The following is a 25,407-nucleotide window of genomic DNA, read 5'->3' as shown; positions in this document are numbered from 1 at the left end:
GCGTCTGACAAGCGCCTACTCCGGCGTCCAGAACAAGCCCTGCGGCAGGGCGGATACGCCGCCCGTCAGTTCCTCGCCCCCGAGTGCTGCCATGGTGGCGAACATCTTTTCCGCATTCGCGACATCGACCGGCCCGGCGGCCGGAATGCCCGCGCGCCAACCGGCACGGAGCGCGTCGAACTCGGCCTCGTCCTTGGCATCCATATAGCTGCGGATCGCCTCCCACGGGGCGTCCTCGGTCGCCAGCAGCTCCTTGGCGGCGTGGGAAGCCTTGGCAAGCCCGGATGCGAGCGTGGGATTCTCGGCGATCCAGCTTTCGCGCAGCACATAGCCCAGAAGCGGGGTCGAGGGATCAAGGCCCAGATCGCGGGCCGCCGTCGCGACCGACATCACCTCGCGCATTCCACGGGCCTGCATCTTGGCCTGAAAATGCCAGAAGTTGATCGCGGCATCGACTTCGCCCGTCTCGGCGGCGTTGAGGATCATCGGGGGCGCGCCGAAGACCTGCTGGGTCATGTCGGCCAGATCCTCGCCCAGCTTCTCGCGCGACCATGCGCGCAGGATCAGCCAGCTTTTGTCGACCGGCCCGCCCGCGATGCCGATTTTCTTGCCCTTGAGGTCGGCAAGGCTCTGGACCGGGCTGTCGCCCTTGACCATCACCCCGCCCACGGCGGTCGAATAGGGCAGGAAGGTGAAGTCGCTGCCCCGCGCGCGCTGCTGGGCGACCCAGAGCCAGTCCGACACGATGGTTTCGACCTCGCCCCCCTGCATCGCGACCTGCGTTGCCGGGTTGCCGGCAAGGATCATCGGCACCAGCGAGAAGCCGTTGGCCTTGTCGAGGCCCTGCCCGATGATCGTCTGGATCTCCCAGTTGACGGTGCCGTTTTCCAGCGTGCCGATGCGAATCGCCGCATCGGATGCCGCGGCGCGGCTGCGAGAGGCGATCCCCGACAGCATCGCAGCCCCGCCCAGCAGGGTGATTCTTCTGCTCAGTTGGATCATTTTCGTCTCTCCCCCCGGTGCGGCCAATTTGCCATGCAGGCGGTGGGCTGGCCAATACACCCGAAGTCTTAGGGGATTTTCCCCGATCGCGCCATCAGGCTTGCGCCAAGCCGGAACCAGCCTAAGATGAGGTATCTTCTGTCGGAGAATATGCCCGGCAACCATCCGTTTCTTTGGGAGGAGAACGATGGCTTCAGCATTGCTGCATGTCCAGGAACGCGTCGGCGCACCCAGGCTTTCTGCGGATCGTGTGCGGGAAATCCTGATCGTCGATGACCATCCGCTGATGTGCGACGCGCTTGCACTGACGCTGAAGATCAGCTTCGGCCTGAAGAATGTAAGAACCGCCCGCAGCCTTGCTGCCGCGCTGGAACAGATCCGTTGCCAGGGGGCGCCCGATGCGGTGATCCTTGACCTGAACCTGCCCGATGCGCGCGGGGCCGAGGGGCTGGTGACATTGCGCCGCCAGATCCCCGATGTTCCGATCACCATGATCTCGGCGGATCTGGAAAATGCCATGATCTCGGCCGCGATGGCGGCGGGCGCGCAGGGCTATATCTCGAAATCGCTGGGCCGCGAGGCGCTGGTCGACAGCCTGCGCCGCATGTGGGAGGGGGAGCGCGTCACCCCCGACAGCTATCACCCCGAACATGTCGGCGAGGAGGATGCGGCGCGGGTCGAGCTGGCCCGGCGCTTCTCCAGCCTGACGCCGCAGCAGATGAAGATCCTGCGCCTGATCTGTCAGGGAAAGGCGAACAAGGAAATCAGCTATGAGCTGTCCATCGCCGAGGCCACGGTCAAGACGCATATCACGGCGATCATGTCCAAGATCAACGCGCGACGCCGCACCCAGGCCGTGCTGCTGGCCAACAGCGTGAGGTTGTTCGAACCCGCATGACCTCTGCCTTGCCCGAGCCGTGGCCGGGAGAGGCAACGCCCGTCCGGTCCCGGCCAGTTCCCCCTTCTCCGGCGACACCGGTGGTGCTGGCTGTTCCTGCCGATGCGCCCGATCTGGCCGCGCGTCTGGTCGAGGCTTTCCAGCCCGCCTCGCCATCGCTGGTCCTGCTGTTCGGAATGCCCGAGGCGGGCCTGCCCGCGCTTGGACGCGAGGTGGGGGCGGCGCTTGGTCCGGGCTGCCGGGTGGTCGGTTGTTCCTCGGCGGGCGAGATCGGGCCGCAGGGTTACTGCAAGGACAGCATCGTCGCGCTGGGCTTTCCGGCGGAAAGCTTTCGCGTCGGCATCTGCATCCTCAGGCATCAGGCGCAGGTTCCGGTTTCGGACTGGATGGCGAAGCTGAGGAAGCTGCATGCCGGGTTTCGTCCCGACCCCCGACGCTCCAGCTTCGGGATCCTGCTGGCCGATGCCCTCGCCCGGCAGGAGGACGTGCTGGTCGCGACGCTGGACGCGGCGATTCCGGGCCTGCCGGTGATCGGCGGTTCCGCCGCCGAGGGCATCCGCTTTCTGCCCGCCTGCCAGATGGTCGATGGCGAGGATCATTGCGGCTCGGCGGTGTTCATGCTGATCGAAACCGACCTTGCCGTGGCCGAGGTATCCTTCGCGCATTTCCGTCCAACCGACCGCCGCGCCGTGGTCACTGCCGCCGACCCGCATAACCGCATCATCTGGGAGCTGAATGCCGAGCCTGCGGCGCAGGAATATGCCCGCCTGACCGGCATCGCCCCCGATGCGCTGACCACGACCGAATTCGCGCGGCATCCCTTGCTGCTGCGCACCGGGCGGCGCCATCATGTCCGCGCCATCCGGGCGATGACGCCCGATGGGGGCCTGCAGCTTCTGTCGGGGATCGAGGCGGGGAATATCCTGACCCTTGGTCATGCCGTGGACATGGCGCAGGGTTTTGCCGATGCGATGGATGCGCTGCCGCGCCCGCCCCTGATGGTGCTGGGCTTCGACTGCATCCTGCGCCGCCTCGCGCTGGAGCGTGCCGGCATGGCCGAGCGGATGTCGGAACTGCTGGCCCGCTATCACGTCGCGGGCTTCAATACCTATGGCGAGCAGCATAGCGGGATGCATGTGAACCAGACCTTCGTCGGCATGGCCCTGATGCCGCCCGAGACAGGCTGAGCCATGTTCCTGCGCGAGGATGACAGCGAACTGCGCCGGGTCGAGAAGCTGACCCGGATCTCGGACGTGCTGGTCGAGCGGATCGACCGGCTGGAGGAAAGCCGCGGCTCGGCCTGGTCGATGTTTCAGGCGGCGGTCGCGCTGGAGCAGGAGGTTCAGGTCCGCTCGCGCGAGCTGGAGCAGGCCTTGGCCGACCTCTCGGAACGCAACCGCGAACTGGCGGTGGCCCGCGCCCTTGCCGAAGAGGCGAACCGGTCCAAGACAAGATTCCTTCGCGCCGCCAGCCATGATCTGCTGCAACCGCTTTCGGCGGCCAAGCTTTTCCTCGCCGCACTGACGGATACCAAGCTGGACGAATTGCAGACCGAGTTGGCGCAGCGTCTGGCGGGCGCCTTCGAGTCGGTCGAGGAACTGATGCACGCTGTGCTGGACATTTCCCGCCTCGACAGCCAGCGGATCGAGTTTCAGTGCAAGCCGGTCGAACTGGGCGAGCTTTTCCGCCGCCTTGCCATCGAATATGCGCCGATGGCCGAGGCCAAGGGCCTGCGGCTGAGCTTCGTTCCGACCTCGGCCGTGGTCCAGAGCGATCCGACTTTCCTGCGCCGGATCGCGCAGAACCTCGTCTCGAACGCTATCAAATATACCGACCGGGGCGGGGTTCTGATCGGCGTCAGGAAGCGCGGCGAACGGGTATGGCTGGAGGTCAGGGATACCGGCATCGGCATCGACGCGCCCGACCGCGCCCGGATCTTCGACGAGTTTCACCGCATCGGGCGTGAGGGCGGGGCACCCGGCATGGGGCTTGGCCTTTCGATCGTGCGGCGGGCCTGCGCAAAGCTCGGCCACCCGATCGCCATGGACAGCGAGCCGGGCCGCGGCACCGTCTTCCGCGTCAGCCTGCCGTTAGTTACGGCCGAGGTCTCGGGCAAGGGGGCGGCGCCGGTGCAGGAGGGGCCGTCATTGCGCGGGCGCGTAGCACTCGTGATCGAAAACGACGGGGCGATGCGGCGCGCCTATCAGCTGATCCTGCAGGACCGGCTGGGCATGATCGCCCGTGTCACCGGCGGTATCCCCGAGGCGCTGGCGCAGATGGGGGACGAACCGCCCGATGTGGTGATCGCGGATTACAATCTCGACAATGGCGATACCGGATTGCAGGCGATCCGCGAGCTGCGCCTTGCCGCGGGCCAGCCGGTGCCCGCAATCGTGGTTTCGGCCCGCCGCGATGCCGAGATCTCGCGCGCCTGCTTGGAACTGAGCGTCCCCGTGGTCGAAAAGCCCGTCCGGCTGGAGGACCTGCAAGCCGTGCTTCAGCACATGCTTGCCTAAGACCAAAGAATTATAGCCGGGCGGGCGGACTTTCGCGGCTGCGCCCGCGGATGCAGGCTCGGCCCCGAGGGAAGAGGAAGGCCGACATGAAAATCCTGCGCATCATTGCCCTGCTGGCTCTTGCCGCGTCGCCACCGGCGCTGGCGGACGAGGCGGGCGATCTGGTCTTTGCCGAACGCGGGCCATGGGATCTGTCCAATGGTCCCCTGACCTGGAACATCAGCCAGCAGGGACCGGAGGTCGAGGGCTTCAAGCCGCTTGGTCAGGGCACGATCGTCCTGTCGCAGGGGGTGGACCCTTCGGACGGCAAGCCGATCCTGCAACTCTCCGAGGAGACGCTCCGCATCAAGCGCAAGATCGGCCCCTTCCCGGTGTCGGGCGGCGATCCGTCGCTGACCTTCTTCCTCGAGACCGCGGCGCGGGACATGGCCGCGCTGACCGGGGGCAGCCCGTTCTATATCCGCAACCGGCTGAAGGATGCGCTGTTCCGCGGCGGTAAACTGGTCGAGGAGGATGGCCGCAAGGTCGCGGTCTTCCTGCCCTTCGAGGAGGATGCCAACAAGGAGCGCATGTTCGGCTTCGAGGCGCTGGAGCTGCGCTTTACCCTCGAGGACGAGGGGAAGGAGCCGATCCGGCGCATGATCGCGCGCACCGGACCCCTGGCGGGGGGGCAGCCCGCTTATGTCGTCGAAATGGTGCTGCAATGATCCGGCCGGTGATTCCCGTGATGGCGCTGATGCTCTGGGCCGGGTCGGCCGGTGCGCAGGCGGTCAATGACTATCCGACGAATGCCCGGGCGGATTACGTGTTTGTCTGCATGGCGACCAATGGCCAGACCCGCGACATGCTGGACAAATGTTCCTGCGCGATCGACCACATCGCCTCGATCCTGCCCTATGACGACTTTGTCCGCGCCGAAACCGTCCTCAGGATGCGGCAGGTCGCTGGCGAGCGCACGGCCATGTTCCGTCAGGGCCAGCAGGTGAACGAGATGGTCGCGACCTATCGCCGGGCCGAGGCCGAGGCCGAGATCCTCTGCTTCTGAACTGGACAATCACCGCGCCGCGCGTTTCCTTGTCGGCAACCTGACAGGAGGAACGCATATGGATCTGGGCATCAAGGGTAAGCGGGGGCTGGTCTGCGCCGCCTCGAGAGGGCTGGGCCGGGGCTGCGCCGAGGCGCTGGCCGAGGCGGGCGTCGATCTGGTCATCAACGCCCGCGGGGCCGAGGCGCTGGAACAGACCGCTGCCGAGATCGCCGGGAAATACGGCGTGAATGTCACCCCGGTCGCGGCCGACATTACCACCGAGGCGGGCCGGGCCGAGGTGCTGGCGGCGCTTGGCGGGCAGGCTGACATCCTTGTCAACAATGCGGGCGGCCCGCCCCCTGGCAAGTGGACCGACTGGAACCGCGACGATTTCATCAAGGCGCTCGACGCCAACATGCTGAGCGCGATTGCCCTGATGCAGGCTCTGGTGCCCGGCATGATGGATCGCGGCTGGGGCCGGGTCGTCAACATCACCTCGCAATCGGTCAGGACGCCGATCGCCATCCTCGGCCTCTCGAACGCCGCGCGCTCGGGCCTGACCGGCTTTGTCGCCGGCATGTCGCGGCAGGTTGCGCCGAACGGCGTCGTCGTGAATAACCTGTTGCCGGGGATCCATGCCACCGCGCGGGCCGACAGCCTCGACGCCGGGGTGTCGAAGGCCGAGGGCATCTCGGTCGAGGAGGCCCGCCATCGGCGCGAGCAGACGATCCCGACCCATACCTATGGCACGCCCGAGGATTTCGGGGCGACCTGCGCCTTCCTTTGCAGCCAGCATTCGCGCTTCATCATCGGGCAGAACATCCTGCTGGATGGCGGCGCGTCCAACATCTCGATCTGAGGTTTCGGGGCGGCAGGTTGGCCCTTGCCAGAATCCTGCCGCCCCGCTACGACGAAAGTCGGAAATCGGGAGACACTGGCGGAGGCCAGGGCCGAAGGAGCAACCGCCCCGGTAAACTCTCAGGCAAAACGAACCGTTTTCCACCAAGGACTCTGGAGAGTGGCGGCATCTGTCGCCCGCCGAAGGGATAACGATCTCAGGCGCCCCCAAGGGGTAGGGACAGAGGGGGCATCGAAACGGACGGGATTGGTCTGTCCGCCAAGATGAGGGATGCCCATGGCCGAACTTCGGCGAACGAAGCTTTATGACCTGCACATCGCCCGTGGGGCGAAGATGGTGCCCTTTGCCGGTTGGGAAATGCCGGTCCAATACCCGATGGGCGTGTTGGGCGAGCATCTGCACACGCGCGCCAAGGCCGGCCTGTTCGACGTGAGCCATATGGGACAGGTGATCCTGCGCGGCGCGAATGTCGCCGAGGCGCTGGAGACGCTGGTTCCCGCCGATATCGTCGGGCTGGGGCAGGGGCGCCAGCGCTATGGCCTTTTCACCAATAGGGCGGGCGGGATCCTCGACGACCTGATGATCGCGAACAAGGGCGACCACCTGTTTCTGGTGGTGAACGCCGCCTGCGTCGATCAGGATATCGCGCATCTGGGCCAGCTCGAGGCGTTGGGGGTTTCGGTCGAGCCGATCACCGATCGCGCGCTGGTCGCGCTGCAGGGCCCGGAAGCCGAGGCGGTGCTGTCGCGGCTGGTGCCGGGCGCGGCTGTGATGAAATTCATGGATGTCGCCGAATTCGACTGGCAGGGCGCGACGCTTTGGGTCAGCCGGTCTGGCTATACCGGTGAGGATGGGTTCGAGATCTCGGTCCCCGAGGCCGAGGCCGAGGCTTTCGCGCAAACGCTGCTGGACCAGCCCGAGGTCGCCCCGATCGGCCTTGGTGCGCGGGACAGCCTGCGGCTGGAAGCCGGGATGCCGCTTTACGGCCATGACATGGCCCCCCGCACCACGCCCGGCGCGGCCGCGCTGGGCTGGTCGATCCCGAAGGCGCGCCGCAAGGGTGGCGCGCGTGCGGGTGGTTTTCCGGGCGCCGATGCGATCCTCTCCGAGCTTGCTGCCGGGCCTGCCGCGACCCGTTGCGGGCTGCGTCCCGAGGGCCGTGCCCCGATCCGCGAGGGCGTCGAGATCTATGCCGCGCCCGAAAGCGGCGACGTGATCGGCAAGGTCTCATCGGGTGGGTTCGGCCCCTCTGTCGGCGGCCCCGTCGCCATGGCGATCCTGCCTGCCGGTCTTGCCGATGGCGCGACCGTCTTTGCCGAGCTGCGCGGCAAGCGCCTGCCGGTCACCCTGACCCCGATCCCCTTCCACAAACCGAGCTACAAGCGCTGAGAGGCCAGCATGCTGAAATACACCGAAGACCACGAATGGCTGAAACAGGATGGTGACGAGATCCTTGTCGGCATCACCGCCCATGCCAGCGAGCAACTGGGGGATGTGGTGTTCATCGAACTGCCGGAGATCGGCCGTGAGGTCGAGGCCGGCGAGGAGATCGTGGTGATCGAATCCGTCAAGGCGGCCTCGGACATCGTGGCCCCGGTCGCGGGCGTGATTACCGCGGTCAATGAGGCCCTGCCCGACACGCCCGGCGCGGTGAACGAGGATGCCTTGGCCACCTGGTTCTTCCGCATCAAGCCGGCTGCGGTCGACCTCTCGGGCTTCATGGACGAAGCCGCCTATAACGAACTGATCGGCTGAGCCCCTGCTGCCGGGCCGATTGGCCCGGCGGTGGCCGAGGGGGCTTTCCGCCCCTCGGGCTCCCCCGAGGGTATTTCTGAAACGGTGAAAGCCGCATGGCGCGGTCTGACCGATCTTACTGGAAGGCGCATATGGCCCGCTGGACCCCGACCACATACAACCCCGACGATTTCGCGAACCGGCGTCATATCGGCCCCTCTCCCGCCGAGATGGAGGCGATGCTGAAGGCCGTGGGCGTCGACAGCCTCGACATGCTGATCGAGCAGACCGTGCCCGCGAGCATCCGGCAGGAGAGGCCGCTGGACTGGCCCGCGCTGTCCGAGGCCGCGCTGCTGGGCCGGATGCGCGAGGTGGCGTCCCGCAACCGCGTGATGACCAGCCTGATCGGGCAGGGCTATTACGGCACCGTGACGCCTCCGGCGATCCAGCGCAATATTCTGGAGAACCCGGCCTGGTACACGGCCTATACGCCCTATCAGCCCGAAATCGCGCAAGGCCGGCTTGAGGCGCTGCTGAATTTCCAGACCATGGTTGCCGACCTGACCGGGCTGCCGGTGGCCAATGCCAGCCTGCTGGACGAGGCCACGGCTGCCGCCGAGGCCATGGCGATGGCGCAGCGCGTCGCGAAGTCGAAAGCGAAGGCGTTCTTCGTGAGCGACGACCTGCATCCGCAGACCATCGCGGTCATCGAGACCCGGGCCGAGCCGCTGGGGATCGAGATCATCCGCGGAACGGAATGCGATCCTTCGGCCGTGTTTGGCGCGATCTTCCAGTATCCGGGCACCTTCGGACATGTCCGCGACCTGACCGAAGATTGCGCGGCCCTGCATGCGGCCGGCGCCGTTGCCATCGTCGCGACCGACCTTCTGGCGCTTTGCGTGCTGAAGGAGCCGGGCGCGATGGGGGCCGATATTGCCGTGGGCTCGGCCCAGCGGTTCGGCGTGCCGATGGGCTATGGCGGGCCGCATGCGGGCTTCATGTCCTGCCGCGACGAGATGAAGCGCGCCATGCCGGGGCGCATCGTCGGCGTCTCGATCGACGCCAAGGGCAACAAGGCTTACCGCCTGTCCCTGCAGACGCGCGAGCAGCATATCCGCCGCGAGAAGGCGACCTCGAATGTCTGCACGGCGCAGGCGCTGCTGGCGGTGATGGCCTCGTTTTACGCGGTCTTCCACGGGCCGGTGGGCTTGCGCGCTATCGCGCAGCGCGTCCATCTAAACGCGGTGACGCTGGCGAATGCGCTGCGGGCCGCGGGCGCGGATGTCGCGCCGGAGGCCTTCTTCGACACGATCACCGTGCGGGTCGGCGTCGGCCAGCAGGGCATCATGGCCGCGGCGCGCCATCGCGGCATCAACCTGCGCAAGGTCGGTCGCGACCGGGTCGGCATTGCGGTCGACGAGACGACGGATGCAAGCGTCATCGCGCGGGTGCTGGATGCGTTTGGCATCTCGGATGCCGCCGAGATTGCCACGGCCCCGGCCATCCCCGAGGCGCTGATCCGCGACAGCGACTATCTGACCCATCCGGTCTTTCACATGAACCGGGCGGAGTCCGAGATGATGCGCTATATGCGCCGCCTGTCGGACCGCGATCTGGCGCTGGACCGGGCGATGATTCCGCTCGGCTCCTGCACGATGAAGCTGAATGCCGCGGCCGAGATGATGCCGATCACCTGGCCGGAATTCGGCGCGCTGCATCCCTTCGCACCCGAGGATCAGGCCGCAGGCTATCACGAGGTTTTCGACGACCTGACCGCGAAACTGTGCGAGATCACCGGTTATGACGCGTTCTCGCTGCAGCCGAACAGCGGTGCGCAGGGGGAATATGCGGGTCTGCTGACCATCGCCGCCTATCACCGCTCGCGCGGTGAGGATCGCGATATCTGCCTGATCCCGGTTTCTGCCCATGGCACCAACCCCGCCTCCGCGCAGATGTGCGGGATGAAGGTCGTGGTGGTGAAATCGGCCCCGAACGGCGATATCGACCTAGAGGATTTCGCCGAGAAGGCCGCGAAGGCGGGCGAGAAGCTGGCGGCGGTGATGATCACCTATCCCAGCACCCATGGCGTCTTCGAGGACACCGTGCGCGAGGTTTGCCGGATCACCCATGATCACGGCGGTCAGGTCTATATCGACGGCGCGAACATGAACGCGCTGGTCGGCCTGGTGAAGCCGGGCGAGATCGGCGGCGATGTCAGCCACCTGAACCTGCACAAGACCTTCGCCATCCCGCATGGCGGCGGCGGTCCGGGTATGGGGCCGATCGGGGTCAAGTCGCATCTGGCGCCCTTCCTGCCGTCGGACCCGCGCTCGGGCGATGCCGGCGCGGTTTCGGCGGCGCCCTGGGGCAGCGCCTCGATCCTTCTGATCAGCTGGGCCTATTGCCTGATGATGGGGGGCGAGGGGCTGACGCAAGCGACGCGCGTGGCGATCCTGAACGCGAACTATATCGCGAGCCGTCTGGCCGGGGCCTATCCGGTCCTCTTCATGGGCAATCGCGGCCGGGTGGCGCATGAATGCATCCTCGACATGCGGCCCTTCCAGGCGCATGGCGTGACGGTGGACGATATCGCCAAGCGCCTGATCGACAATGGCTTCCACGCGCCGACGATGAGCTGGCCGGTCGCGGGCACGCTGATGGTCGAGCCGACCGAATCCGAGACCAAAGCCGAGATCGACCGTCTGATCACCGCCTTCGAGGCCATCCGGGCCGAGATCACCGACGTGGCCGAGGGACGGATCAGCGCCGAGGCCTCGCCCCTGCGCCACGCCCCGCATACGGTCGAGGATCTGGTCGCCGAATGGGACCGCGAATATTCGCGCGAACAGGGCTGCTTCCCCGCGGGCGCCTTCCGGGTCGACAAATACTGGCCTCCGGTCGGGCGGGTCGACAATGCCTATGGCGACCGCAACCTGATCTGCACCTGTCCCCCGGTCGAGAGCTATGCCGAGGCGGCGGAGTAATCGCCCATTGAAATCCGGCATCGCGGGCTCATCTTTGGGGGAAAAGCCTTGGAGAACCGCGATGCCTGCCGTCAAACTGACCTGCCTGTCCTGTGGACAGGTGAACCGTCTGCCATCCGAGCGTCTGTCCGAGGCGCCGAAATGCGGCATCTGCGGTACGGGCCTTATGCCCGGCAAGCCTCAGCCGGTGGATTTCGCCACCCTGCAGAAGGCTGCGCGCAATGACGATGTGCCGTTGCTGGTCGATTTCTGGGCGCCCTGGTGTGGCCCCTGCCGCGCGATGGCCCCGGAGTTCGAGAAGGCGGCTCGCGAGTTGCAGGGCAGGGTGCGGCTGGCCAAGATCGACACCCAGGCCCATCCCGAGGCCAGCCAGCGCTGGAATATCCGTGGCATCCCGGCCTTCATCCTGTTCCGCGCCGGCCGCGAGATCGCGCGCGAGGCCGGCGCCCGCCCGGCGACCGAACTGATCCGCTTCGCCGAGGCGCATTCTGGTGCGCGGGTATCTTGACATTCCCTTTTTGGCAGGCCAATTAGCCGCCTGTGGGGCCGTAGCTCAGTTGGTAGAGCGCATCGTTCGCAATGATGAGGCCAGGGGTTCGATTCCCCTCGGCTCCACCAGATATCCGCATCAGTTTGAAAGATCTGGAACTTCCTGCTTTTGCTGGGCGAGCAAACATTGGACCGTTGCTACGCCCTCGGCGTCGTAGGCTGACATGTGGCGGTCGGGTTCACTCTATCCCATGTTCTCGAGGAAAGAAGCCCTAAGCGACCCCTGCTCGCCTTAGGCCCGCATGGGTATGGCTTCGCTCGACATGGTCTTTCGGGAAGAAAGCTTCGGATCTGCCGACATGACCGGACTCCCCAACTGAAAAGGCCGGGCTGCCAGCGGGCGGCCCGGCCTTTCCTGTTCCGGCGTTTCGTGGATCAGTCGCCTTTCAGCGTCGTCTTCAGGAATTCGACCATTTCCGGGGTCTGGTTCAGCGCCTCGGCCACGGCATCGCCCACCGGGGCGCCTACGACCGGATCGATCGGCAGTTCCATCTTGTTCGCGCGTTCGAGGAATTCCGGGTCGGTCACGGCAGCCTCATAGGCAGTGCGCAGCGCCTCGAGGCGATCCTCGGGAATGCCTTTCGGGGCCGCGGTCAGGCGCGAGATATTGCCCTGCGACGCCACCAGCGAGATGACGCGCTGCCCGGCCTCGTTATCCTTGACCAGCGAGGCAAGCTGCGGCACGTCGGTTTGCGAACCGCCGATCTGCGCGATCATCACCGCATGACCCTCCTTCACGAACGGCTCGAGGGACGAGCGCGCGCCAAGGGTGCCCACCACTTCGCCGCGGCGGATTGCCAGCAGCCCATCATTGCCGTCATAGCCGGTGATCAGATTGACCGGCAGGTCCAGCGAGGTAATCAGCATCTGCGTCTCGACGGTCGAGGCGCTGCCCACCCCCGCCGCGGCGAAGCGGACCGGTTCCTTCAGCGCGAGGAGATCCTCATAGCTGGTGATGCCCGAATCCTTGGCGACGATGATCACCCGCGGATCCGAGGTCAGCTTGCCGACCCAGTCCATCTTGCCAAGGTCGAAGCGGCTGCCCGCCTCGCCGGTCAGCTGCGAATAGATCAGCCCTGTATTGAAGGTTCCCAGCGTCAGGCCGTCGGGCTTGGCCGCATAGATGAAGGCGGCGCCGATCATATGGCCCGCGCCCGGCATGTTGCGGATCACGAAGGTCGAGCCGGGCAGATGCTTCTGCATGAACTCGGCGACAAGGCGCCCGTTGGTGTCGTAGCCGCCACCCGGAGACGTCGCCACCACATAGTTCACGGTCTTGCCGTTGAAGAAATCGGCGCCCGATTGCGCCAGAGCCGCCGTGCCCCATGTCGTGCCGAAGCCGGCCGCAAGAACGGTGGCAGCAATCGCTGCGGCCCGCCTGATCATTTTCATTATGGTTCTCCTCCCACCATATGACAGCGCGCCCCGGATCGTTCCGGGGGCGCAAACCATGTCAATTTTTCTTGGTCGCGCTCTTCAGCAGCTCGACCACCTCTATCGGCTGCTGCAATGCCTGATGGACCAGCGCGCCAACGGCATCCCCGACCAGCGGGTCGACCGGAATGTCGATGGCCTTGGCCTTCGCAAGGAATTCGGGATCACTGGTAGCCGAGGCATAGGCCGCCTGCAGCGTGGCGAGGCGGTCGGCCGGCAGGTCCGGCGGCACCGCAGTCCAGCGGCCCAGCTGGCCCTGCGCCGAAACCAGCGCAACCGAGCTTTCCTGCGCTTCGGTCGTGGCGAAGCTGGCGAGTTGCGGCACGTCGGTCTGGGTGCCGCCGATCTGCGCGATGAACCGGCCGCGACCCTCGGCCACGAAGCTTTCGAACTCCGAGCGTGAGCCGAGCGTGCCCTGCACCTCGCCGCGCATCATCGCGAGTTGCCCCTCGTTGCCGTTATAGCCCGAGATCACCTGCACAGGCAGCTCGAAGGTCGAGACCAGCAGGCTCGATTCCACCATCGAGGCGCAGCCGACACCGCAGGTCGCGAACTTGACCGGGCTGGTCAGCGCCTTCAGGTCATCGAAACTCTCGATGCCGGATTGCGTCGTGACCACAAGCACGCGCGGATCGGTGGCGACCTTGCCGATCCAGTCGATCTCGGACAGGTCGAACTTCAGCGCCGGGTTCTCGACAAGCTGGCCATAGATCAGCCCGGTGTTGAAGGTGCCCATGGTCAGGCCGGTCGGCTTCGAGGCATAGACATAGTTCGCCCCGATAATGCCGCCCGCTCCGGGCATGTTGCGCACAACGAAGGTCGAGCCGGGCAGGTATTTCTGCATGAACTCGGCCACCAGTCGCCCGTTGGTGTCATAAACCCCGCCGGGATCGGTGCCGACGATATATTCGACGGTCTTCCCGTCATAGAATGCGGGGCCGTCCTGAGCCAGCGCAGCGCCGCCGATGGCAATGGCCAGGCCGGCAGCGGCGGTGATTGCTTTCAGAAACATACGCTTCTCCGTGAGACATAAAAGATGAACCCATAGCCGTGTGTCCGGCGATGCAGCGTCACTTCAGGCATCCTGAAGATCGGCCCCGGCCGGGATCCGGCGGGGCCTGTCGTGCGGGCTATTCTTTGTTCGCCATGATTTCGTTGAGGAAGGACACCATTTCGGGCGTCTGCTCCAGTGCCGTGACGACGGCGTTTTGCACATCGGCGCCGACCAGCGGGTCGATCGGCAGTTTCGCTGCCTCGGCCTTGGCGAGGAATTCCGGGTCGGTCACCGCCGACTGATAGGCAGCACGCAGTGCGTCCAGGCGATCCTGGGGAATATCGGCGGGACCGGCGGTCAGCCGGGCAATAGTGGCCTGCGACGCGACCAGAGCGATGGCGCGCTGCGCCGCCTCGTCGGTCGTGACGGTCGAAAGTTGCGGCACGTCGGTCTGCGAGCCGCCGATCTGGGCGATGAACTTGCCATGACCCTCGGCGACGAACTGCTCGAAGGACGAGCGCGAGCCGAACATGCCCGCAACTTCGCCCCGGCGCATGGCAAGCTGGTCGTCATTGCCATTGTAGCCCGTGACCAGATCGACCGGCAGGTTCAGTGCCTTGATCAGCATGGTGGATTCCAGCATCGAGGCGCAGCCCACGCCACAGGTGGCGAATTTCACCCGGTCGCTGCTTTTCATCAGGTCGTCGATGCTGTTGATGCCGGATTCCGTCGACACCACGATGACCCGGGGATCCGAGGCGACCTTGCCGATCCAGGACATCTTGCTGAGGTCAAACCGCGCTGCCGGATCCTCGATCAGCTGGCTGTAGATCAGGCCGGTGTTGAACGTGCCGATGGTCAGCCCGTCGGGCTTCGAGGCCGAGATGTAGTTGGCGCCGATGATCTGACCCGCGCCGGGCATGTTGCGCACCACGAAGGTCGAGCCGGGCAGGTATTTCTGCATGAACTGGGCGACGAGGCGGCCGTTGGTGTCATAGCCCCCGCCGGCATCGGTCGCGACGATATAGTTCACGGTCTTGCCGTCGAAAAAGGCCGGGCCTTCCTGAGCCTCGGCCGCCGTCACCACCAGCAGGGCGGCCATCGCTACGGCACAGCGTTTGATTCCACGAAACATTGGTATTCCTCCCCGGAAATTCAGTGGCGGATATATGCGTCCGCCGCGCATTGGACCGCCCCCCAAATGTTGGAGGGCGGTCTGTATGCTCTGGCTCAAAGTCCGATCGAATGCAGCAGGTCGCCGGTCAGGAAGCCGGGATGCAGCTGGAACTGCAGCAGCGTCTCGAACATCAGATGCATGACCGTGGTGCAGATCAACCCGGCCAGGATGGCATAGGGCAGGCGCACATCGGCCTCGCGCCACAGATAGATCGCCACCATGACCGGCACCGACAACACGAAGCCGAACAGCAGGACGGCAACCATGTAGCTGAGGAAATAGACCCAGATCGTGATTTCGGCGCCCACGGTCTCGGGGCCGAACTCCTCCTCGGGCGATGCGGCATCGGCGAGGTGCTCATGCTCTCCGGCCGGGTACTCGTCCAGATGGTGCTGGCCCGCGCGCGGTTCCGAGTGGAAATGCGCGCCGATTTCCGTCTTGTGGGAGCCGAACCAGTCGATGACCAGTTGCAGCAGACACATCAGGATGGCCGGAATGCCGACGACCAGCGGCATGAACCGCGCCCCCGGCGGATAGCCGAGCGAGATGATCACCATCGTCGAAAAGATGACCAGCATCAGAAGGGTGATCCAGGTGCTGAAGCTGTTGAACATAGTTTTCATGTCAGTCACCGAACTGCACCGTCGGAGCCTTCGGCCCGAGATTGCGATAGAGTGCATAGCCCAGCAGGCCGACGATCATGGCGATCAGGACCAGCGACATCGGGCGAAGGAAGAACGAGTAGCCCCACAGTTGCAGCGCCTGATGCAGCGAACCCTCGGCATTGCCGCCCAGGATCAGGCCGATCACGAAGGGAGACCGCGGCCAACCCGCCCGCATGAAGGCATAGCCAAGCACGCTGAACACCGACAGGATGATGAGGTTTTCCCAGTTGAAGTCGCTGAGGAAGCAACCGAGCGAGATGAAGACCAGCACGAATGGCACCAGAAGGCGGCCGTTTATGAAGGTCAGCACCGCGACATAGCGGCAGATCACCAGAAGCAGCGCCACGGCCATCAGGTTGCCGACGACCAGCGCCCAGATCAGGCTCCAGACCACGTCGAGATGTTCGGTCATCATCAGCGCGCCCGGCTGGATGCCCAGGATGATGAAGGCGCCCAGAAGCACGGCCATGCCCGACGAACCCGGAATGCCGAAGAACAGCGTCGGCAGAAGCGAGCCACCCTCTTTGGCGTTCGATGCGGTCTCGGGGGCGATCACGCCCTCGATTGCACCCTTGCCGAAGCGCTCGGGATGCTTCGAGGTCTGCACGGCATGGCCATAGCAGAACCACGCGGCGGCGGAGCCGCCCAGGCCCGGGATGATCCCGATGACCGCGCCGATGACCGAGGTGCGGATCACCAGCCACCAGTGCCGCGGCACTTCCATCACGCCCGAGAAGAGCTGCCGATAGGAGAAGCTGGCCGAATCGCGCGGCACGTCGGCGATCGACTTGCCCTGTGCGCCCAGACCCAGCATTTCGGGAACGGCGAACATGGCTAGGACCGCGGTAACAAGGCTGACCCCGTCCCAGAGCATCAGGATGTCGCCGGCGAAACGCGGCGTGCCGGTTTGCGGGTCCATGCCGACAGTGGACAGCATCAGCCCCCAGAAGCCGACGATCAGACCTTTGACGATCTTGTGGCCGCTTGCGAGGAAAGCGATGAAGCTGATGCCGAGAATGGCGATCAGGAAGAACTCCGCGGGGCTGAACTGCAGAACCACCGGTTCGAGCACGGGAATCAGGATGGCAAAGACCACCGCGCCGATGATGCCCCCCACGCCCGAAGCCGTGATCGAGGCGCCAAGCGCCCGCGCCGCCTGTCCCTTCTTGGCCAATGGATGCCCGTCCAGCGTCGTCGCCGCGTCATCGCCATCGCCGGGGATGCCGAACATGATGCTGGAAATCTGGCCGCTGGTGCCGTTTACGGCATGCATCGTCAGCAGGAAGACCGCCCCCGCGATCATGTCCATGCCATAGACAAACGGAATTGCCATCGCGATCGAAAGCTTGCCGCCGATACCCGGCGTCACGCCCACAAGCACGCCGAATACGACCGCGATGAACATCAACCCCATGATATGAGGTGAACTCACCAGGCCATAAAGCGAGCCAAAGATAGTTGCTAACATAAAAGGTAATGCTCCTCCCCAGGAGTATGGTGCGTTGATCGTGTCTGGATCGACTGAACTTGTCTTTTGGTAGGCATTTTGTCCAAAGCAATTAGATACGGACTGCCCGCAGTTTTTTGACGGACAAGGGGAGGGGCCGTCCGTTGATTGCTTGAGGATGACAGGTGGTCTGGTAATTATCTAATTATTACAAACAACTGCTCGTTGTGCGATCGAAACCTGAACGCTCACGACGCAGACAGCGCGGCCCGGTTCGAGGGCGGATACAGATACTATCCATTTCGGCAGTTATGATCAGACCCAGCTGTCGCAAACGCCCTGGTCCACCCTCGGTTGCAGCCACCGGATGACGACGGGAAACTGCCCCCGCGGACGCATGCAAGACGCCGTTCCCAGAAGGTGGAGCTATTCGGGATCGGCCTTTCCGTCCCCGTGATCTCGATTGCCCGGTTCGGGTCGCGGCAGACGCGGCCTGAGTTCGTCGGCGGCCTTCTTAAGCAGCTCCCGCGCGATATCGACCCGCTCGTCCGTGAACCGGCTTATCAACCCGGAGACGGAAAGCGATCCGACCAGTTCCCCGAAGGTATTCGTGATTGGCGCCGCCACCGCTGCCAGATCCTCATTGCGGCCCCCTCTCGAGAGGATCGTGCCCGTCACGCGAAGCTCGGCCGCGCTTGGATGGTCCGAGGAATCGCCGTGCCAGGTCAGCAACAACCCCGCTGCGCCGGTGGCAAGCGGGTGACGGGTGCCCTCCTCCAGATGATGCCGGACGCTGCGCGGGGAGTTCACGCGATAAAGGCAAATCCGCTCCTCGCCGTCGCGAACATAGAACGATGCCGTTTCCTGCGTCTCGGCGCTCAACCTCTGTAGGGTGGGGCGGATCAGGCCCTCGAGGGTGAACTTGGCGCGGCTCAACTCGCTCAGTCTGTGCAACTCCGGCCCCAGGCGATAGCGGCCTTCGATGTCACGCTCGAGCAGGCCCGTATAACGCAATGACCCTGCCAGTCGAAGGATCGTGCTTTTGTAGAATCCCGATCGTTGGGCGAGGGCGGAAAGTGTCAGGCTCTCACCGGGTTCGGTGAAGCATTGCAGAAGCGCGATGGCGCGTTCCACCGCCTCGACTCGGTCCTTCCCAATCTCACCGCTGTCCGTCGTCCTGTCCATTTTTTTCATTTAGCGCTCCTGCGCGTTCCGTCCAACAGAATATGTTCCTCTTGACAGAACGGTGTTCCAAGTTATGAGTGACCGCACAAGGCTGCCGGGGCGTAGCTAACGATTCCAGATGATGCCCAAGGGATGCTTTCTTCCTGCCGCGTTGCTGGAAACCCGGTTCGACGACCTGAGCTGTGAGGAGGCGGCGCGGGTTCTTCACCTTGACGATGACATGGTTTGGGCTGGCCAGAAATAGCCCGCGCCGACACTTCGGGGTGGCAAGGGAGGAAAAAGGAATGCGAGCAAGCTGGGCATTTGGAGCGGCGTTCATTGTCGCCCTGACCGCCGGAGGCGCGTCGGCGCAATCGGGCGCCGAGTTCTTCAAGGGCAAGACCGTCAGCTACATCGTCCCTACGGATCCGGGCGGTGGCTATGACACGAACGGCCGCCTGGTGGCCGAGTTCATGGAAAAATATCTGCCGGGTTCGACCTTCGTTGTCCGCAACATGCCGGGCGCCGGGCAAATCCTTGGCACCAACTTCCTTGCGGCATCGAAGCCCGACGGGCTGACCATCGGCACGTTCAATACCGGCCTGATCTACAATCAGCTGATCGACGATGCGGCCATCAAGTTCGATCTGAACGAGATGAGCTATATCGGGAAAGTGGCAGCCGATCCGCGGGCCATCATCGTCTCGGCAAAGTCTGGCATCGACAGCTTCGAGGGTCTGGCAAGCCTGCCTGCGCCGGTCAAGTTCGCCACCTGCGGCATCAGCTGCGTGTTCGAGTCGACAATGCTGATCGAAACGCTTGATCTGCCGATCGAGCTTGTCACCGGGTATAACGGCAACGAGGACCAGCTTGCGATGCGTCGCGGCGAGGTGGCCGGGGTGATCGGCTCGCGCTCGTCCTTCGAGCAGTTTGTCGCGGATGGCAACGGCAAGTTCATCGCTCAGATCGGCGGCACGCAGACCGACACGCCGCAGCTGGCCGATCTTGCCGATGACGCGGCAGGTCAGGCGATTGCGCTGGCGGCAACGCAGGCCGAAATCGCGCGAATGACCGCCGGTCCGGCAGGCATCCCCGAGGACCGGCTGGAGGCACTGCGCGACGCCTATCGCGCCGCGACCAGCGACCCGGAATTCATGAAGAAAGCCGCGGCGATGAAGCAGCCCGTAGAGCCTCTGGTCGGAACCGATGTCCAGAATGCGGTCATCGGCGCGCTCGATCAGACCCCGGAGATGGTCGAAATTCTGAAAGGGGCCGTGACCAGGCCGTAAAAGCCGCCGGCAATGAACATGCCCGGAAAAGCCGAGATCGGCGAGTTTTTTGGAGAAGCTCAATGCACGATAACTATCCACATAACCATCCCGAGGAAGTCGAGGAGGGCCCGGCGGGCTATTATCATTCAAAAAAAGACCGCGTGTTTCTGCGAGGCATCGAGGGCGCATATAATCTGAGCGAGGAACTGAAGCGTCTGCGCGCCGCGCCGCGCGTGCGCAGAGCAAGCGATATCAAGTTCGTTGATGGTCCGCAGGCTTACAGCCGCCATTATGTCGAGCCCGAGAACGGGATCACCCAGACCTTCCACCTGCATCTTGAGGAATATGGGCCCGGCGGAAAAAGCCAGAAGCACGGCCATGTCAACGAGGCTGCCTTCTACATCCTCGACGGAGATGGCTACGAGATCCATGACAACGTCCGCTATGACTGGACTGCTGGCGACATCGCGATCGTGCACAACAACTGCGTGCATCAGCATTTCAACGCCTCGGATACGCAACCGGCGCGCGCTTTGGTGATCAAGACCAAGCCCATGTATCTGTTCATGAACATGCTGTTCCAGAAGATGGTCGAACCGCGCGACACCGAGCCGGCTCCCGGGGGCGAGGATTTCGTCGTTCGCGAGGAAGAAGAAGATTACAACCATGGGGCAGGATACTGAGATGGCCTGGGGAGAGAATACGCGCTGGATTGCCGGCGAAGAGAACCGGCCGCTTTATCAGGCCCTGCTCGACAATGCCGCCGAGGCGCCGGCCCGTAACGCGCTGCGCAAGAAGATCGTGCGCCCGGATGAAATGCCGTGGGAAATGTCGCGGCAGGGTTTGCTCAAGCATCTGATCAACGAGCAGATGAATACGCGGATGGAAACGGTCGATGCCTATATGCAGATCATTCCTCCTGGCAGTCATTCGGGCAAGCATCGGCATTTGGCGGAAGAATGCCTCTATGTCCTGGAAGGCCATGGTTATGACCTGCATCAGGATTGCGATGTCGAGATCACCGACAAGTTTTCCTGGAAGCCGCAGGATGAAATCCAGCGCTTCGAATGGCAGGCGGGGGATGTGATCTATATCCCGCCAAATACCATCCATCAGCATTTCAACGCCGATCCGGCCCGTCCGGTCCGCCTTATTTCGGCGATCAACCGGATTTTCAAACATTCCGGCCTCAATGACCTGGAGCAGATCGAGAACGCGCCGGAATATGATCCCGCCGTCGTCCTGACCAGCGAGAATATTCGGGACTATCTGCGGGGCGGTCGGTAACGTGAACGGGCATCGGATAAACGTCAATCGACAGGATTTCGCCACCGCGATCTTCCTGATCCTTCTGGGTATCGCCGGCTTTGTCGCCTCATCTGCGCTGCCTGTCGGCACGGCAATGCGGATGGGCGGGGGATATGTCCCGCGCCTGCTCAGCTTCCTGCTGCTCGGCTTCGGCGGAATCCTGATCGTGCAATCGCTGTTTGGAAACGGCGAGCGTGTTCAGAAAACCGTGCTCCGCCCGCTGGTCTTCGTGCTGGTGGTGCCGCTGATCTTCGCGGCGCTGATCGACACGCTGGGACTGCCGCTGACGGTGCTGTTCTGCGTTCTGGCCGCCGGCCTCGCCTCGTCCGAGACGCGACGCTGGGAAATCCTTGCCGTTGGGGCAGGGTTGGCCGTCCTGACCTATGTCCTGTTCGTCACTGCCTTGGGACTCCCGATGCAGTTCGGACCGGAATTTGGATAAGCTTATGGATATTCTACACAATCTCGCCACCGGCTTTTCGGTCGCACTAAGCCCCGCCAACCTGTTCTATTGCCTTGTCGGCACGCTGATCGGCACGCTGATCGGGGTTCTGCCGGGGATCGGTCCGATCGCCACCATCTCGATCCTGCTGCCGGTGACGCTGTATCTGGATCCGACCTCGTCGATCATCATGCTGGCGGGGATCTTCTACGGCGCGCAATATGGCGGCTCGACCACCGCGATCCTGGTCAACCTGCCCGGCGAGGCGGCTTCGGTCGTGACCTGTATCGACGGCTACCAGATGGCGCGGAAGGGGCGCGCGGGTTCGGCTCTGGCAGTCGCGGCACTGGGATCGTTCTTTGCGGGCACCGTCGCCACGCTGATCATCGCCCTACTGGCGCCGCCGCTTTCGGCAGCAGCCCTCCTTTTCGGTCCGGCCGAGTATTTCTCGCTGATGGTATTGGGGCTGATTGCGGCCATCGCCATGTCGCAGGGTCGCCTGATCAAGGCGCTGGCCATGCTGATGGTCGGGTTGCTGCTGGGTGCAGTCGGCACGGATGTCGATACCGGCGCGCCGCGCATGACGCTGGGCATTTCCTATCTGGCGGACGGCATCGACTTCGTGCCGCTGGTCGTCGGCCTTTACGCAATCCCCGAGATCATCCGCAACATCGAATGGCCCGAGGATCGCGGCGTGCTTGGCGCCAAGATCTCCCGCCTCTGGCCCTCGCGCGAGGAGTTCCTGCGCGCACGCGGCGCGGTGCTGCGCGGCACCGCAGTCGGCTCGGTTTTCGGGCTGATCCCGGGCGGCGGCTCGCTTCTGTCGGCCTTTGCCTCCTACACGCTGGAAAAGCGTCTGTCGCGCAACCCCGAGGAATTCGGCAAGGGTGCGATCGAGGGTGTGGCCTCGCCCGAGGCTGCGAACAATGCCAGCGCCCAAACCTCGTTCATCCCGCTGCTGACGCTGGGCATTCCGTCGACGGCGGTGATGGCGGTGATGGCCGGGGCACTGACCATCCAGGGCATCCAGCCGGGACCGCATGTGCTGAACTCGCGCCCCGAACTGTTCTGGGGGCTGATCGTCTCGATGTGGGTCGGCAACCTGATGCTGGTCATCATCAACCTGCCGCTGGTCGGGATCTGGGTGCGAATGCTGCGCATCCCCTACCGGATCTTCTATCCCGCGATCCTGATCTTTTCCTGCGTCGGGGTCTACAGCCTGCGGAACAGCTATTTCGACGTGATGCTGGTCGCGCTGTTCGGCCTGCTTGGATATTGCCTGCAAAGATGGCGCTGCGACACCACGCCATTGGTGTTGGCCTTCGTGCTGTCGCCGATGCTCGAGGACAACCTGCGCCGGGCGATGCTGATATCGCGCGGGGATCCGGCGGTCTTCGTGGAACGCCCGCTGAGCCTTGGGATGTTGCTGGTCGCGCTGGCGCTGCTTGGCTTCGTGCTGCTGCCCAGTTTCCGCAAGCGCCGGGAAGTCATCTTCGAAGAGGACTGAGACGCCTGCCAGCGGGACATGACCGCTGGAGGGAACCGGTCTTCTGAACATTATGGGAGAGAGAGAATGAAAAATTGGACTAAACTTGCGTGGGCTGCGGGCCTCGCGGCGGGCCTGATGCCCGCCATCGCCTCGGCTAAAAGCGACTGGCCGACCAAGCCGGTGCAGATCATCGTCCCCTATGCGCCGGGCGGCACCAGCGACACGCTTGGCCGGATCGCAGCGCAAGGTCTGACCGAAAAGCTGGGCCAGCAGTTCAACGTCGAGAACCGGCCCGGCGCCGCCGGCACGGTCGGCTCATCGACCGTCGCCGCAAGCAAGCCGGACGGTTATTCCCTGGTGGTGTCGGGCGTCGGCTCGCATGCGATCTCGCCCGCGATCAATGCGACGGTGGATTTCGATCCGCTGAACGATTTCCGGCATATCGTCGTCTTTGGCGGGCCGCCCTCGGTGCTGGTGGTGAACCCGTCCTTGGGCGTCAAGACGCTGGCCGAGTTCGTCGAATTGCTCAAGACCACCGACGAACCGGTGTCCTATGCCTCGCCGGGGGCGGGGTCGCAGGGGCATCTTGTCGGCGAGTATTTCAAGACATTGGCCGGGGTCGAGATGGAGCATATCCCCTATCGCGGCGCGGGCGCGACGATTGCCGACATCATGTCGGGCGTGATTCAGGTCGGTTCGGTCACGCTGTCGAGCGCCGCGCCCCAGATCGAGGCTGGAAACTTCGTGCCGCTGGCCGTGACCTCGGCCGAGCGCGTTCAGGCATTCCCCGACATCCCGACCTTTGCGGAATCCGGTTATCCCGATCTGGTCGCAACCACCTGGTTCGGCCTGTCCGGGCCGAAAGACCTGCCCGATGACATCGCCCTGAAGATCAACGAGACCGTCACCGAATATCTGCAAACCGACGCGATCAAGGCGAAGCTCGAGCAGGATTCGATCACGTTCAAGCCGATGACCCTCGACGAGGCTACGGGCTTCTTCAAGGAGGAGATCGATCGCTGGGGCCCGGTCGCCAAGGGGTCGGGCGCGCAAATCCAGTAAGCCACGCGCAGTTTTCTGCCTGCTACCCAAGGGCCGCGACCACCTGAAAGTGGTCGCGGCTTTTTGCTATGCGAGGGCGCCGCGCCGCTAGGTCGCCACCCCCGCAAGGTCGGCCAGGAAGTACAGCCCTCCGACCGCTGCAAGAATGGGATAGGGGCCAAGCGAGGTATAGCGCAGGATCGCCATGGTCGCTGCGATGGCGACCCCGTCGGCGATCCCCAGATCCGCGATGCGGGCAACCCCGACCGCGCCGGCAAGGATCAGGCCGACCGCCACCGGCATCAGGCCCTTTTCCAGCGCATTGCTCCAGATCGAGCCGTGATGCCGCTGCCAGATCTGCCCGACGCCGCAAATCAGCAGGGACGAGGGCAGGAAGATCGCGACGGTGCCGGCAAGCGCCCCCCAGATCCCGGCGATATGCCAGCCGATCAGCGCCACGATCAGCGTGGCCGGCCCCGGCGCGGTTTTCGAGATGGCGAAAAGATCGGTGAACTCGCGCGATGTCAGCCAGTGCTGGACCTCGACCGTCTGCTGCTGCAGGCCGGCATGGATGGTCTGCCCGCCCCCGAAGGACATGAGCGAAAGCGGCACGCAGATCAGGACCAGGCTGATGATCTTGCCCATGTCATCCATGACGTTTCGCCCTTTCCTGCCACCAGCACAGACCCACGCTGAGGGGCACGACGACCAGCACCACCTCGATCATCGGCAGCCGCAGCAGGGCCACCGCCACGAACGTCCCCGCCGCGATCGCGATGCCGGGGATGTTCTTTCGGATCCGGCTGGCGCTTTTGATCCCGGTCAGCATCATCGCCGACAGGCCCACGCAGGCGAGTCCGCCCAGAACGGCCTGTGCATGGGGATAGGACGCGATCCGGCTATAGGTGATGCTGAACAAGAGGATGATGACGAAGGGCGGCGCGATCATGCCGAAGGCCGCGACCGCAGCGCCCAGATAGCCTCGCAATTGCAGGCCGACATAGACGGCGAGGTTCACCGGATTGGCGCCCGGCATAGCCAGCGCGACCGTGAGGATCTGCATGAACTTCTCCTCGCTGATCCAGCCGCGCCGGTCCACGACCTCACGGTTGATCCAGCCGACCGACCCTCCCCCGAAGGAGGTCGAGCCGAGCTTGAGGAAGGACAGCAGGATATGGTTCAGAGGCACATATTGCGCGCGTGTCTTAATAGGCGGGTCACTTGCATCCGAGGCATCCATGTCTGTCATTCGCAGCCACCTTCCGATGATGTGTTTTTATTCAGATACTTATTGTGATATAATGTTCCTTATAAAGGAACATAGTTCCAATAAAATATCAGGCGCGGGTTTTTCCCGCAATCGAAATTCCGGTGCGCGAGAGGGGAGAGAGGGCATCGGGCCGCTG

25 protein-coding genes, 1 tRNA gene and 1 riboswitch are annotated in these 25,407 nt (G+C 64.2%); of the genes, 17 read left to right on the top strand and 9 right to left on the bottom strand.

From position 1 onward, the window contains the following. Positions 1-15 precede the first annotated feature (15 nt). On the bottom strand, positions 16-999 hold the full coding sequence (locus tag VNQ78_RS20585) for an ABC transporter substrate-binding protein (RefSeq protein ID WP_414694122.1): 984 nt from the start codon (positions 997-999) through the stop codon (positions 16-18). Positions 1,000-1,189: 190 nt separating this feature from the next. On the opposite strand from VNQ78_RS20585, the gene VNQ78_RS20580 reads away from it, so the two are divergent. From VNQ78_RS20580 to VNQ78_RS20530, 11 genes are all read left to right on the top strand, one after another. After that, entirely contained in the window at positions 1,190-1,900 is a 711-nt protein-coding gene (locus tag VNQ78_RS20580; RefSeq protein WP_325693658.1) for a response regulator transcription factor, read from the top strand. Beyond that, complete coding sequence (locus VNQ78_RS20575; protein ID WP_325693655.1) at positions 1,897-3,087, top strand: FIST N-terminal domain-containing protein; 1,191 nt, start codon at positions 1,897-1,899, stop codon at positions 3,085-3,087. Before VNQ78_RS20580 ends, VNQ78_RS20575 begins: the two co-directional genes overlap by 4 nt. Positions 3,088-3,090: 3 nt before the next feature. Beyond that, positions 3,091-4,416: a hybrid sensor histidine kinase/response regulator gene (locus tag VNQ78_RS20570; RefSeq protein ID WP_325693652.1), complete on the top strand. Its 1,326-nt coding sequence runs from the start codon at positions 3,091-3,093 to the stop codon at positions 4,414-4,416. Positions 4,417-4,502: 86 nt separating this feature from the next. Beyond that, positions 4,503-5,123, top strand: coding sequence for a hypothetical protein (locus VNQ78_RS20565; RefSeq protein WP_325693648.1), 621 nt, complete (start codon positions 4,503-4,505; stop codon positions 5,121-5,123). After that, on the top strand, positions 5,120-5,461 hold the full coding sequence (locus VNQ78_RS20560; RefSeq protein ID WP_325693645.1) for a hypothetical protein: 342 nt from the start codon (positions 5,120-5,122) through the stop codon (positions 5,459-5,461). The genes VNQ78_RS20565 and VNQ78_RS20560 overlap by 4 nt, the downstream gene beginning before the upstream one ends. Before the next feature lie 58 nt (positions 5,462-5,519). Then, entirely contained in the window at positions 5,520-6,302 is a 783-nt protein-coding gene (locus VNQ78_RS20555) for an SDR family oxidoreductase (RefSeq protein WP_325693642.1), read from the top strand. A 56-nt stretch (positions 6,303-6,358) separates the two neighbouring features. Beyond that, positions 6,359-6,448: riboswitch (glycine riboswitch) on the top strand. Between the two features lie 130 nt (positions 6,449-6,578). Beyond that, complete coding sequence (gene gcvT / locus VNQ78_RS20550) at positions 6,579-7,691, top strand: glycine cleavage system aminomethyltransferase GcvT (RefSeq protein ID WP_325693638.1); 1,113 nt, start codon at positions 6,579-6,581, stop codon at positions 7,689-7,691. A 9-nt stretch (positions 7,692-7,700) separates the two neighbouring features. After that, positions 7,701-8,057, top strand: a complete 357-nt coding sequence (gcvH, locus tag VNQ78_RS20545; protein ID WP_325693635.1) for a glycine cleavage system protein GcvH — start codon at positions 7,701-7,703, stop codon at positions 8,055-8,057. 131 nt (positions 8,058-8,188) lie between these two features. Then, on the top strand, positions 8,189-11,020 hold the full coding sequence (gcvP, locus tag VNQ78_RS20540; protein WP_325693633.1) for an aminomethyl-transferring glycine dehydrogenase: 2,832 nt from the start codon (positions 8,189-8,191) through the stop codon (positions 11,018-11,020). A 61-nt stretch (positions 11,021-11,081) separates the two neighbouring features. After that, on the top strand, positions 11,082-11,528 hold the full coding sequence (trxC, locus tag VNQ78_RS20535) for a thioredoxin TrxC (protein ID WP_325693630.1): 447 nt from the start codon (positions 11,082-11,084) through the stop codon (positions 11,526-11,528). Positions 11,529-11,562: 34 nt separating this feature from the next. Continuing rightward, positions 11,563-11,638: transfer RNA gene (locus tag VNQ78_RS20530), tRNA-Ala, on the top strand. Positions 11,639-11,944: 306 nt separating this feature from the next. Here the strand turns inward: VNQ78_RS20530 and VNQ78_RS20525 are convergent. The 6 genes from VNQ78_RS20525 to VNQ78_RS20500 form a co-directional block, all read right to left on the bottom strand. Further along, positions 11,945-12,961, bottom strand: a complete 1,017-nt coding sequence (locus VNQ78_RS20525; protein WP_325693627.1) for a Bug family tripartite tricarboxylate transporter substrate binding protein — start codon at positions 12,959-12,961, stop codon at positions 11,945-11,947. 61 nt (positions 12,962-13,022) lie between these two features. Further along, a complete protein-coding gene (locus VNQ78_RS20520) occupies positions 13,023-14,015 on the bottom strand; it encodes a Bug family tripartite tricarboxylate transporter substrate binding protein (protein WP_325693625.1) in 993 nt (330 codons plus the stop codon). A 118-nt stretch (positions 14,016-14,133) separates the two neighbouring features. Then, positions 14,134-15,132: a Bug family tripartite tricarboxylate transporter substrate binding protein gene (locus tag VNQ78_RS20515; RefSeq protein ID WP_325693623.1), complete on the bottom strand. Its 999-nt coding sequence runs from the start codon at positions 15,130-15,132 to the stop codon at positions 14,134-14,136. A gap of 95 nt (positions 15,133-15,227) precedes the next feature. After that, a complete protein-coding gene (locus VNQ78_RS20510) occupies positions 15,228-15,797 on the bottom strand; it encodes a tripartite tricarboxylate transporter TctB family protein (protein WP_325693621.1) in 570 nt (189 codons plus the stop codon). Position 15,798: 1 nt separating this feature from the next. After that, the gene (locus VNQ78_RS20505) at positions 15,799-17,307 is read right to left on the bottom strand and encodes a tripartite tricarboxylate transporter permease (RefSeq protein WP_325693619.1); all 1,509 of its coding nucleotides are present in this window, start codon (positions 17,305-17,307) and stop codon (positions 15,799-15,801) included. 405 nt (positions 17,308-17,712) lie between these two features. After that, complete coding sequence (locus VNQ78_RS20500) at positions 17,713-18,480, bottom strand: IclR family transcriptional regulator (protein WP_325693616.1); 768 nt, start codon at positions 18,478-18,480, stop codon at positions 17,713-17,715. A 275-nt stretch (positions 18,481-18,755) separates the two neighbouring features. Here VNQ78_RS20500 and VNQ78_RS20495 point away from each other — a divergent pair, with 275 nt between their 5' ends. The 6 genes from VNQ78_RS20495 (at position 18,756) to VNQ78_RS20470 (ending at position 24,022) form a co-directional block, all read left to right on the top strand. Then, complete coding sequence (locus VNQ78_RS20495; RefSeq protein ID WP_325693610.1) at positions 18,756-19,739, top strand: Bug family tripartite tricarboxylate transporter substrate binding protein; 984 nt, start codon at positions 18,756-18,758, stop codon at positions 19,737-19,739. Between the two features lie 62 nt (positions 19,740-19,801). Further along, complete coding sequence (locus VNQ78_RS20490; protein ID WP_325693607.1) at positions 19,802-20,404, top strand: cupin domain-containing protein; 603 nt, start codon at positions 19,802-19,804, stop codon at positions 20,402-20,404. Next, complete coding sequence (locus tag VNQ78_RS20485; protein WP_325693604.1) at positions 20,388-21,008, top strand: cupin domain-containing protein; 621 nt, start codon at positions 20,388-20,390, stop codon at positions 21,006-21,008. The genes VNQ78_RS20490 and VNQ78_RS20485 overlap by 17 nt, the downstream gene beginning before the upstream one ends. A 1-nt stretch (position 21,009) precedes the next feature. Then, the gene (locus VNQ78_RS20480; RefSeq protein WP_325693601.1) at positions 21,010-21,471 is read left to right on the top strand and encodes a tripartite tricarboxylate transporter TctB family protein; all 462 of its coding nucleotides are present in this window, start codon (positions 21,010-21,012) and stop codon (positions 21,469-21,471) included. A gap of 4 nt (positions 21,472-21,475) precedes the next feature. Continuing rightward, positions 21,476-22,978 carry a tripartite tricarboxylate transporter permease gene (locus tag VNQ78_RS20475; RefSeq protein WP_325693598.1) on the top strand — a complete coding sequence of 501 codons (1,503 nt, stop codon included), beginning with the start codon at positions 21,476-21,478 and terminating at the stop codon, positions 22,976-22,978. 66 nt (positions 22,979-23,044) lie between these two features. After that, positions 23,045-24,022, top strand: coding sequence for a tripartite tricarboxylate transporter substrate binding protein (locus VNQ78_RS20470; RefSeq protein WP_325693595.1), 978 nt, complete (start codon positions 23,045-23,047; stop codon positions 24,020-24,022). A gap of 87 nt (positions 24,023-24,109) precedes the next feature. Here VNQ78_RS20470 and VNQ78_RS20465 read toward each other — a convergent pair whose 3' ends face one another. Further along, entirely contained in the window at positions 24,110-24,655 is a 546-nt protein-coding gene (locus VNQ78_RS20465) for a chromate transporter (RefSeq protein ID WP_325693592.1), read from the bottom strand. Beyond that, positions 24,648-25,250, bottom strand: a complete 603-nt coding sequence (locus tag VNQ78_RS20460) for a chromate transporter (protein ID WP_325693589.1) — start codon at positions 25,248-25,250, stop codon at positions 24,648-24,650. The genes VNQ78_RS20465 and VNQ78_RS20460 overlap by 8 nt, the downstream gene beginning before the upstream one ends. Positions 25,251-25,407: the final 157 nt, after the last annotated feature.

It is taken from the genome of Paracoccus sp. (in: a-proteobacteria) (assembly GCF_035556475.1).
Lineage (GTDB): Bacteria > Pseudomonadota > Alphaproteobacteria > Rhodobacterales > Rhodobacteraceae > Paracoccus.
The sequence above is the reverse complement of the archived record's forward strand: the minus strand, read 5'-3'. Positions and strand labels throughout refer to the sequence as shown.

Coding starts and splice junctions, on each gene's coding strand:
- VNQ78_RS20580 (WP_325693658.1), top strand. CDS start 1,190: ATGGCTTCAGCATTGCTGCATGTCCAGGAACGCGTCGGCGCACCCAGG.
- trxC (WP_325693630.1), top strand. CDS start 11,082: ATGCCTGCCGTCAAACTGACCTGCCTGTCCTGTGGACAGGTGAACCGT.
- VNQ78_RS20525 (WP_325693627.1), bottom strand. CDS start 12,961: ATGAAAATGATCAGGCGGGCCGCAGCGATTGCTGCCACCGTTCTTGCG.
- VNQ78_RS20495 (WP_325693610.1), top strand. CDS start 18,756: ATGCGAGCAAGCTGGGCATTTGGAGCGGCGTTCATTGTCGCCCTGACC.
- VNQ78_RS20470 (WP_325693595.1), top strand. CDS start 23,045: ATGAAAAATTGGACTAAACTTGCGTGGGCTGCGGGCCTCGCGGCGGGC.
- VNQ78_RS20520 (WP_325693625.1), bottom strand. CDS start 14,015: ATGTTTCTGAAAGCAATCACCGCCGCTGCCGGCCTGGCCATTGCCATC.
- gcvH (WP_325693635.1), top strand. CDS start 7,701: ATGCTGAAATACACCGAAGACCACGAATGGCTGAAACAGGATGGTGAC.
- VNQ78_RS20465 (WP_325693592.1), bottom strand. CDS start 24,655: ATGGATGACATGGGCAAGATCATCAGCCTGGTCCTGATCTGCGTGCCG.
- VNQ78_RS20490 (WP_325693607.1), top strand. CDS start 19,802: ATGCACGATAACTATCCACATAACCATCCCGAGGAAGTCGAGGAGGGC.
- VNQ78_RS20475 (WP_325693598.1), top strand. CDS start 21,476: ATGGATATTCTACACAATCTCGCCACCGGCTTTTCGGTCGCACTAAGC.
- VNQ78_RS20515 (WP_325693623.1), bottom strand. CDS start 15,132: ATGTTTCGTGGAATCAAACGCTGTGCCGTAGCGATGGCCGCCCTGCTG.
- VNQ78_RS20575 (WP_325693655.1), top strand. CDS start 1,897: ATGACCTCTGCCTTGCCCGAGCCGTGGCCGGGAGAGGCAACGCCCGTC.
- VNQ78_RS20500 (WP_325693616.1), bottom strand. CDS start 18,480: ATGAAAAAAATGGACAGGACGACGGACAGCGGTGAGATTGGGAAGGAC.
- VNQ78_RS20565 (WP_325693648.1), top strand. CDS start 4,503: ATGAAAATCCTGCGCATCATTGCCCTGCTGGCTCTTGCCGCGTCGCCA.
- VNQ78_RS20505 (WP_325693619.1), bottom strand. CDS start 17,307: ATGTTAGCAACTATCTTTGGCTCGCTTTATGGCCTGGTGAGTTCACCT.
- gcvP (WP_325693633.1), top strand. CDS start 8,189: ATGGCCCGCTGGACCCCGACCACATACAACCCCGACGATTTCGCGAAC.
- VNQ78_RS20510 (WP_325693621.1), bottom strand. CDS start 15,797: ATGAAAACTATGTTCAACAGCTTCAGCACCTGGATCACCCTTCTGATG.
- VNQ78_RS20555 (WP_325693642.1), top strand. CDS start 5,520: ATGGATCTGGGCATCAAGGGTAAGCGGGGGCTGGTCTGCGCCGCCTCG.
- VNQ78_RS20560 (WP_325693645.1), top strand. CDS start 5,120: ATGATCCGGCCGGTGATTCCCGTGATGGCGCTGATGCTCTGGGCCGGG.
- VNQ78_RS20460 (WP_325693589.1), bottom strand. CDS start 25,250: ATGACAGACATGGATGCCTCGGATGCAAGTGACCCGCCTATTAAGACA.
- gcvT (WP_325693638.1), top strand. CDS start 6,579: ATGGCCGAACTTCGGCGAACGAAGCTTTATGACCTGCACATCGCCCGT.
- VNQ78_RS20570 (WP_325693652.1), top strand. CDS start 3,091: ATGTTCCTGCGCGAGGATGACAGCGAACTGCGCCGGGTCGAGAAGCTG.
- VNQ78_RS20485 (WP_325693604.1), top strand. CDS start 20,388: ATGGGGCAGGATACTGAGATGGCCTGGGGAGAGAATACGCGCTGGATT.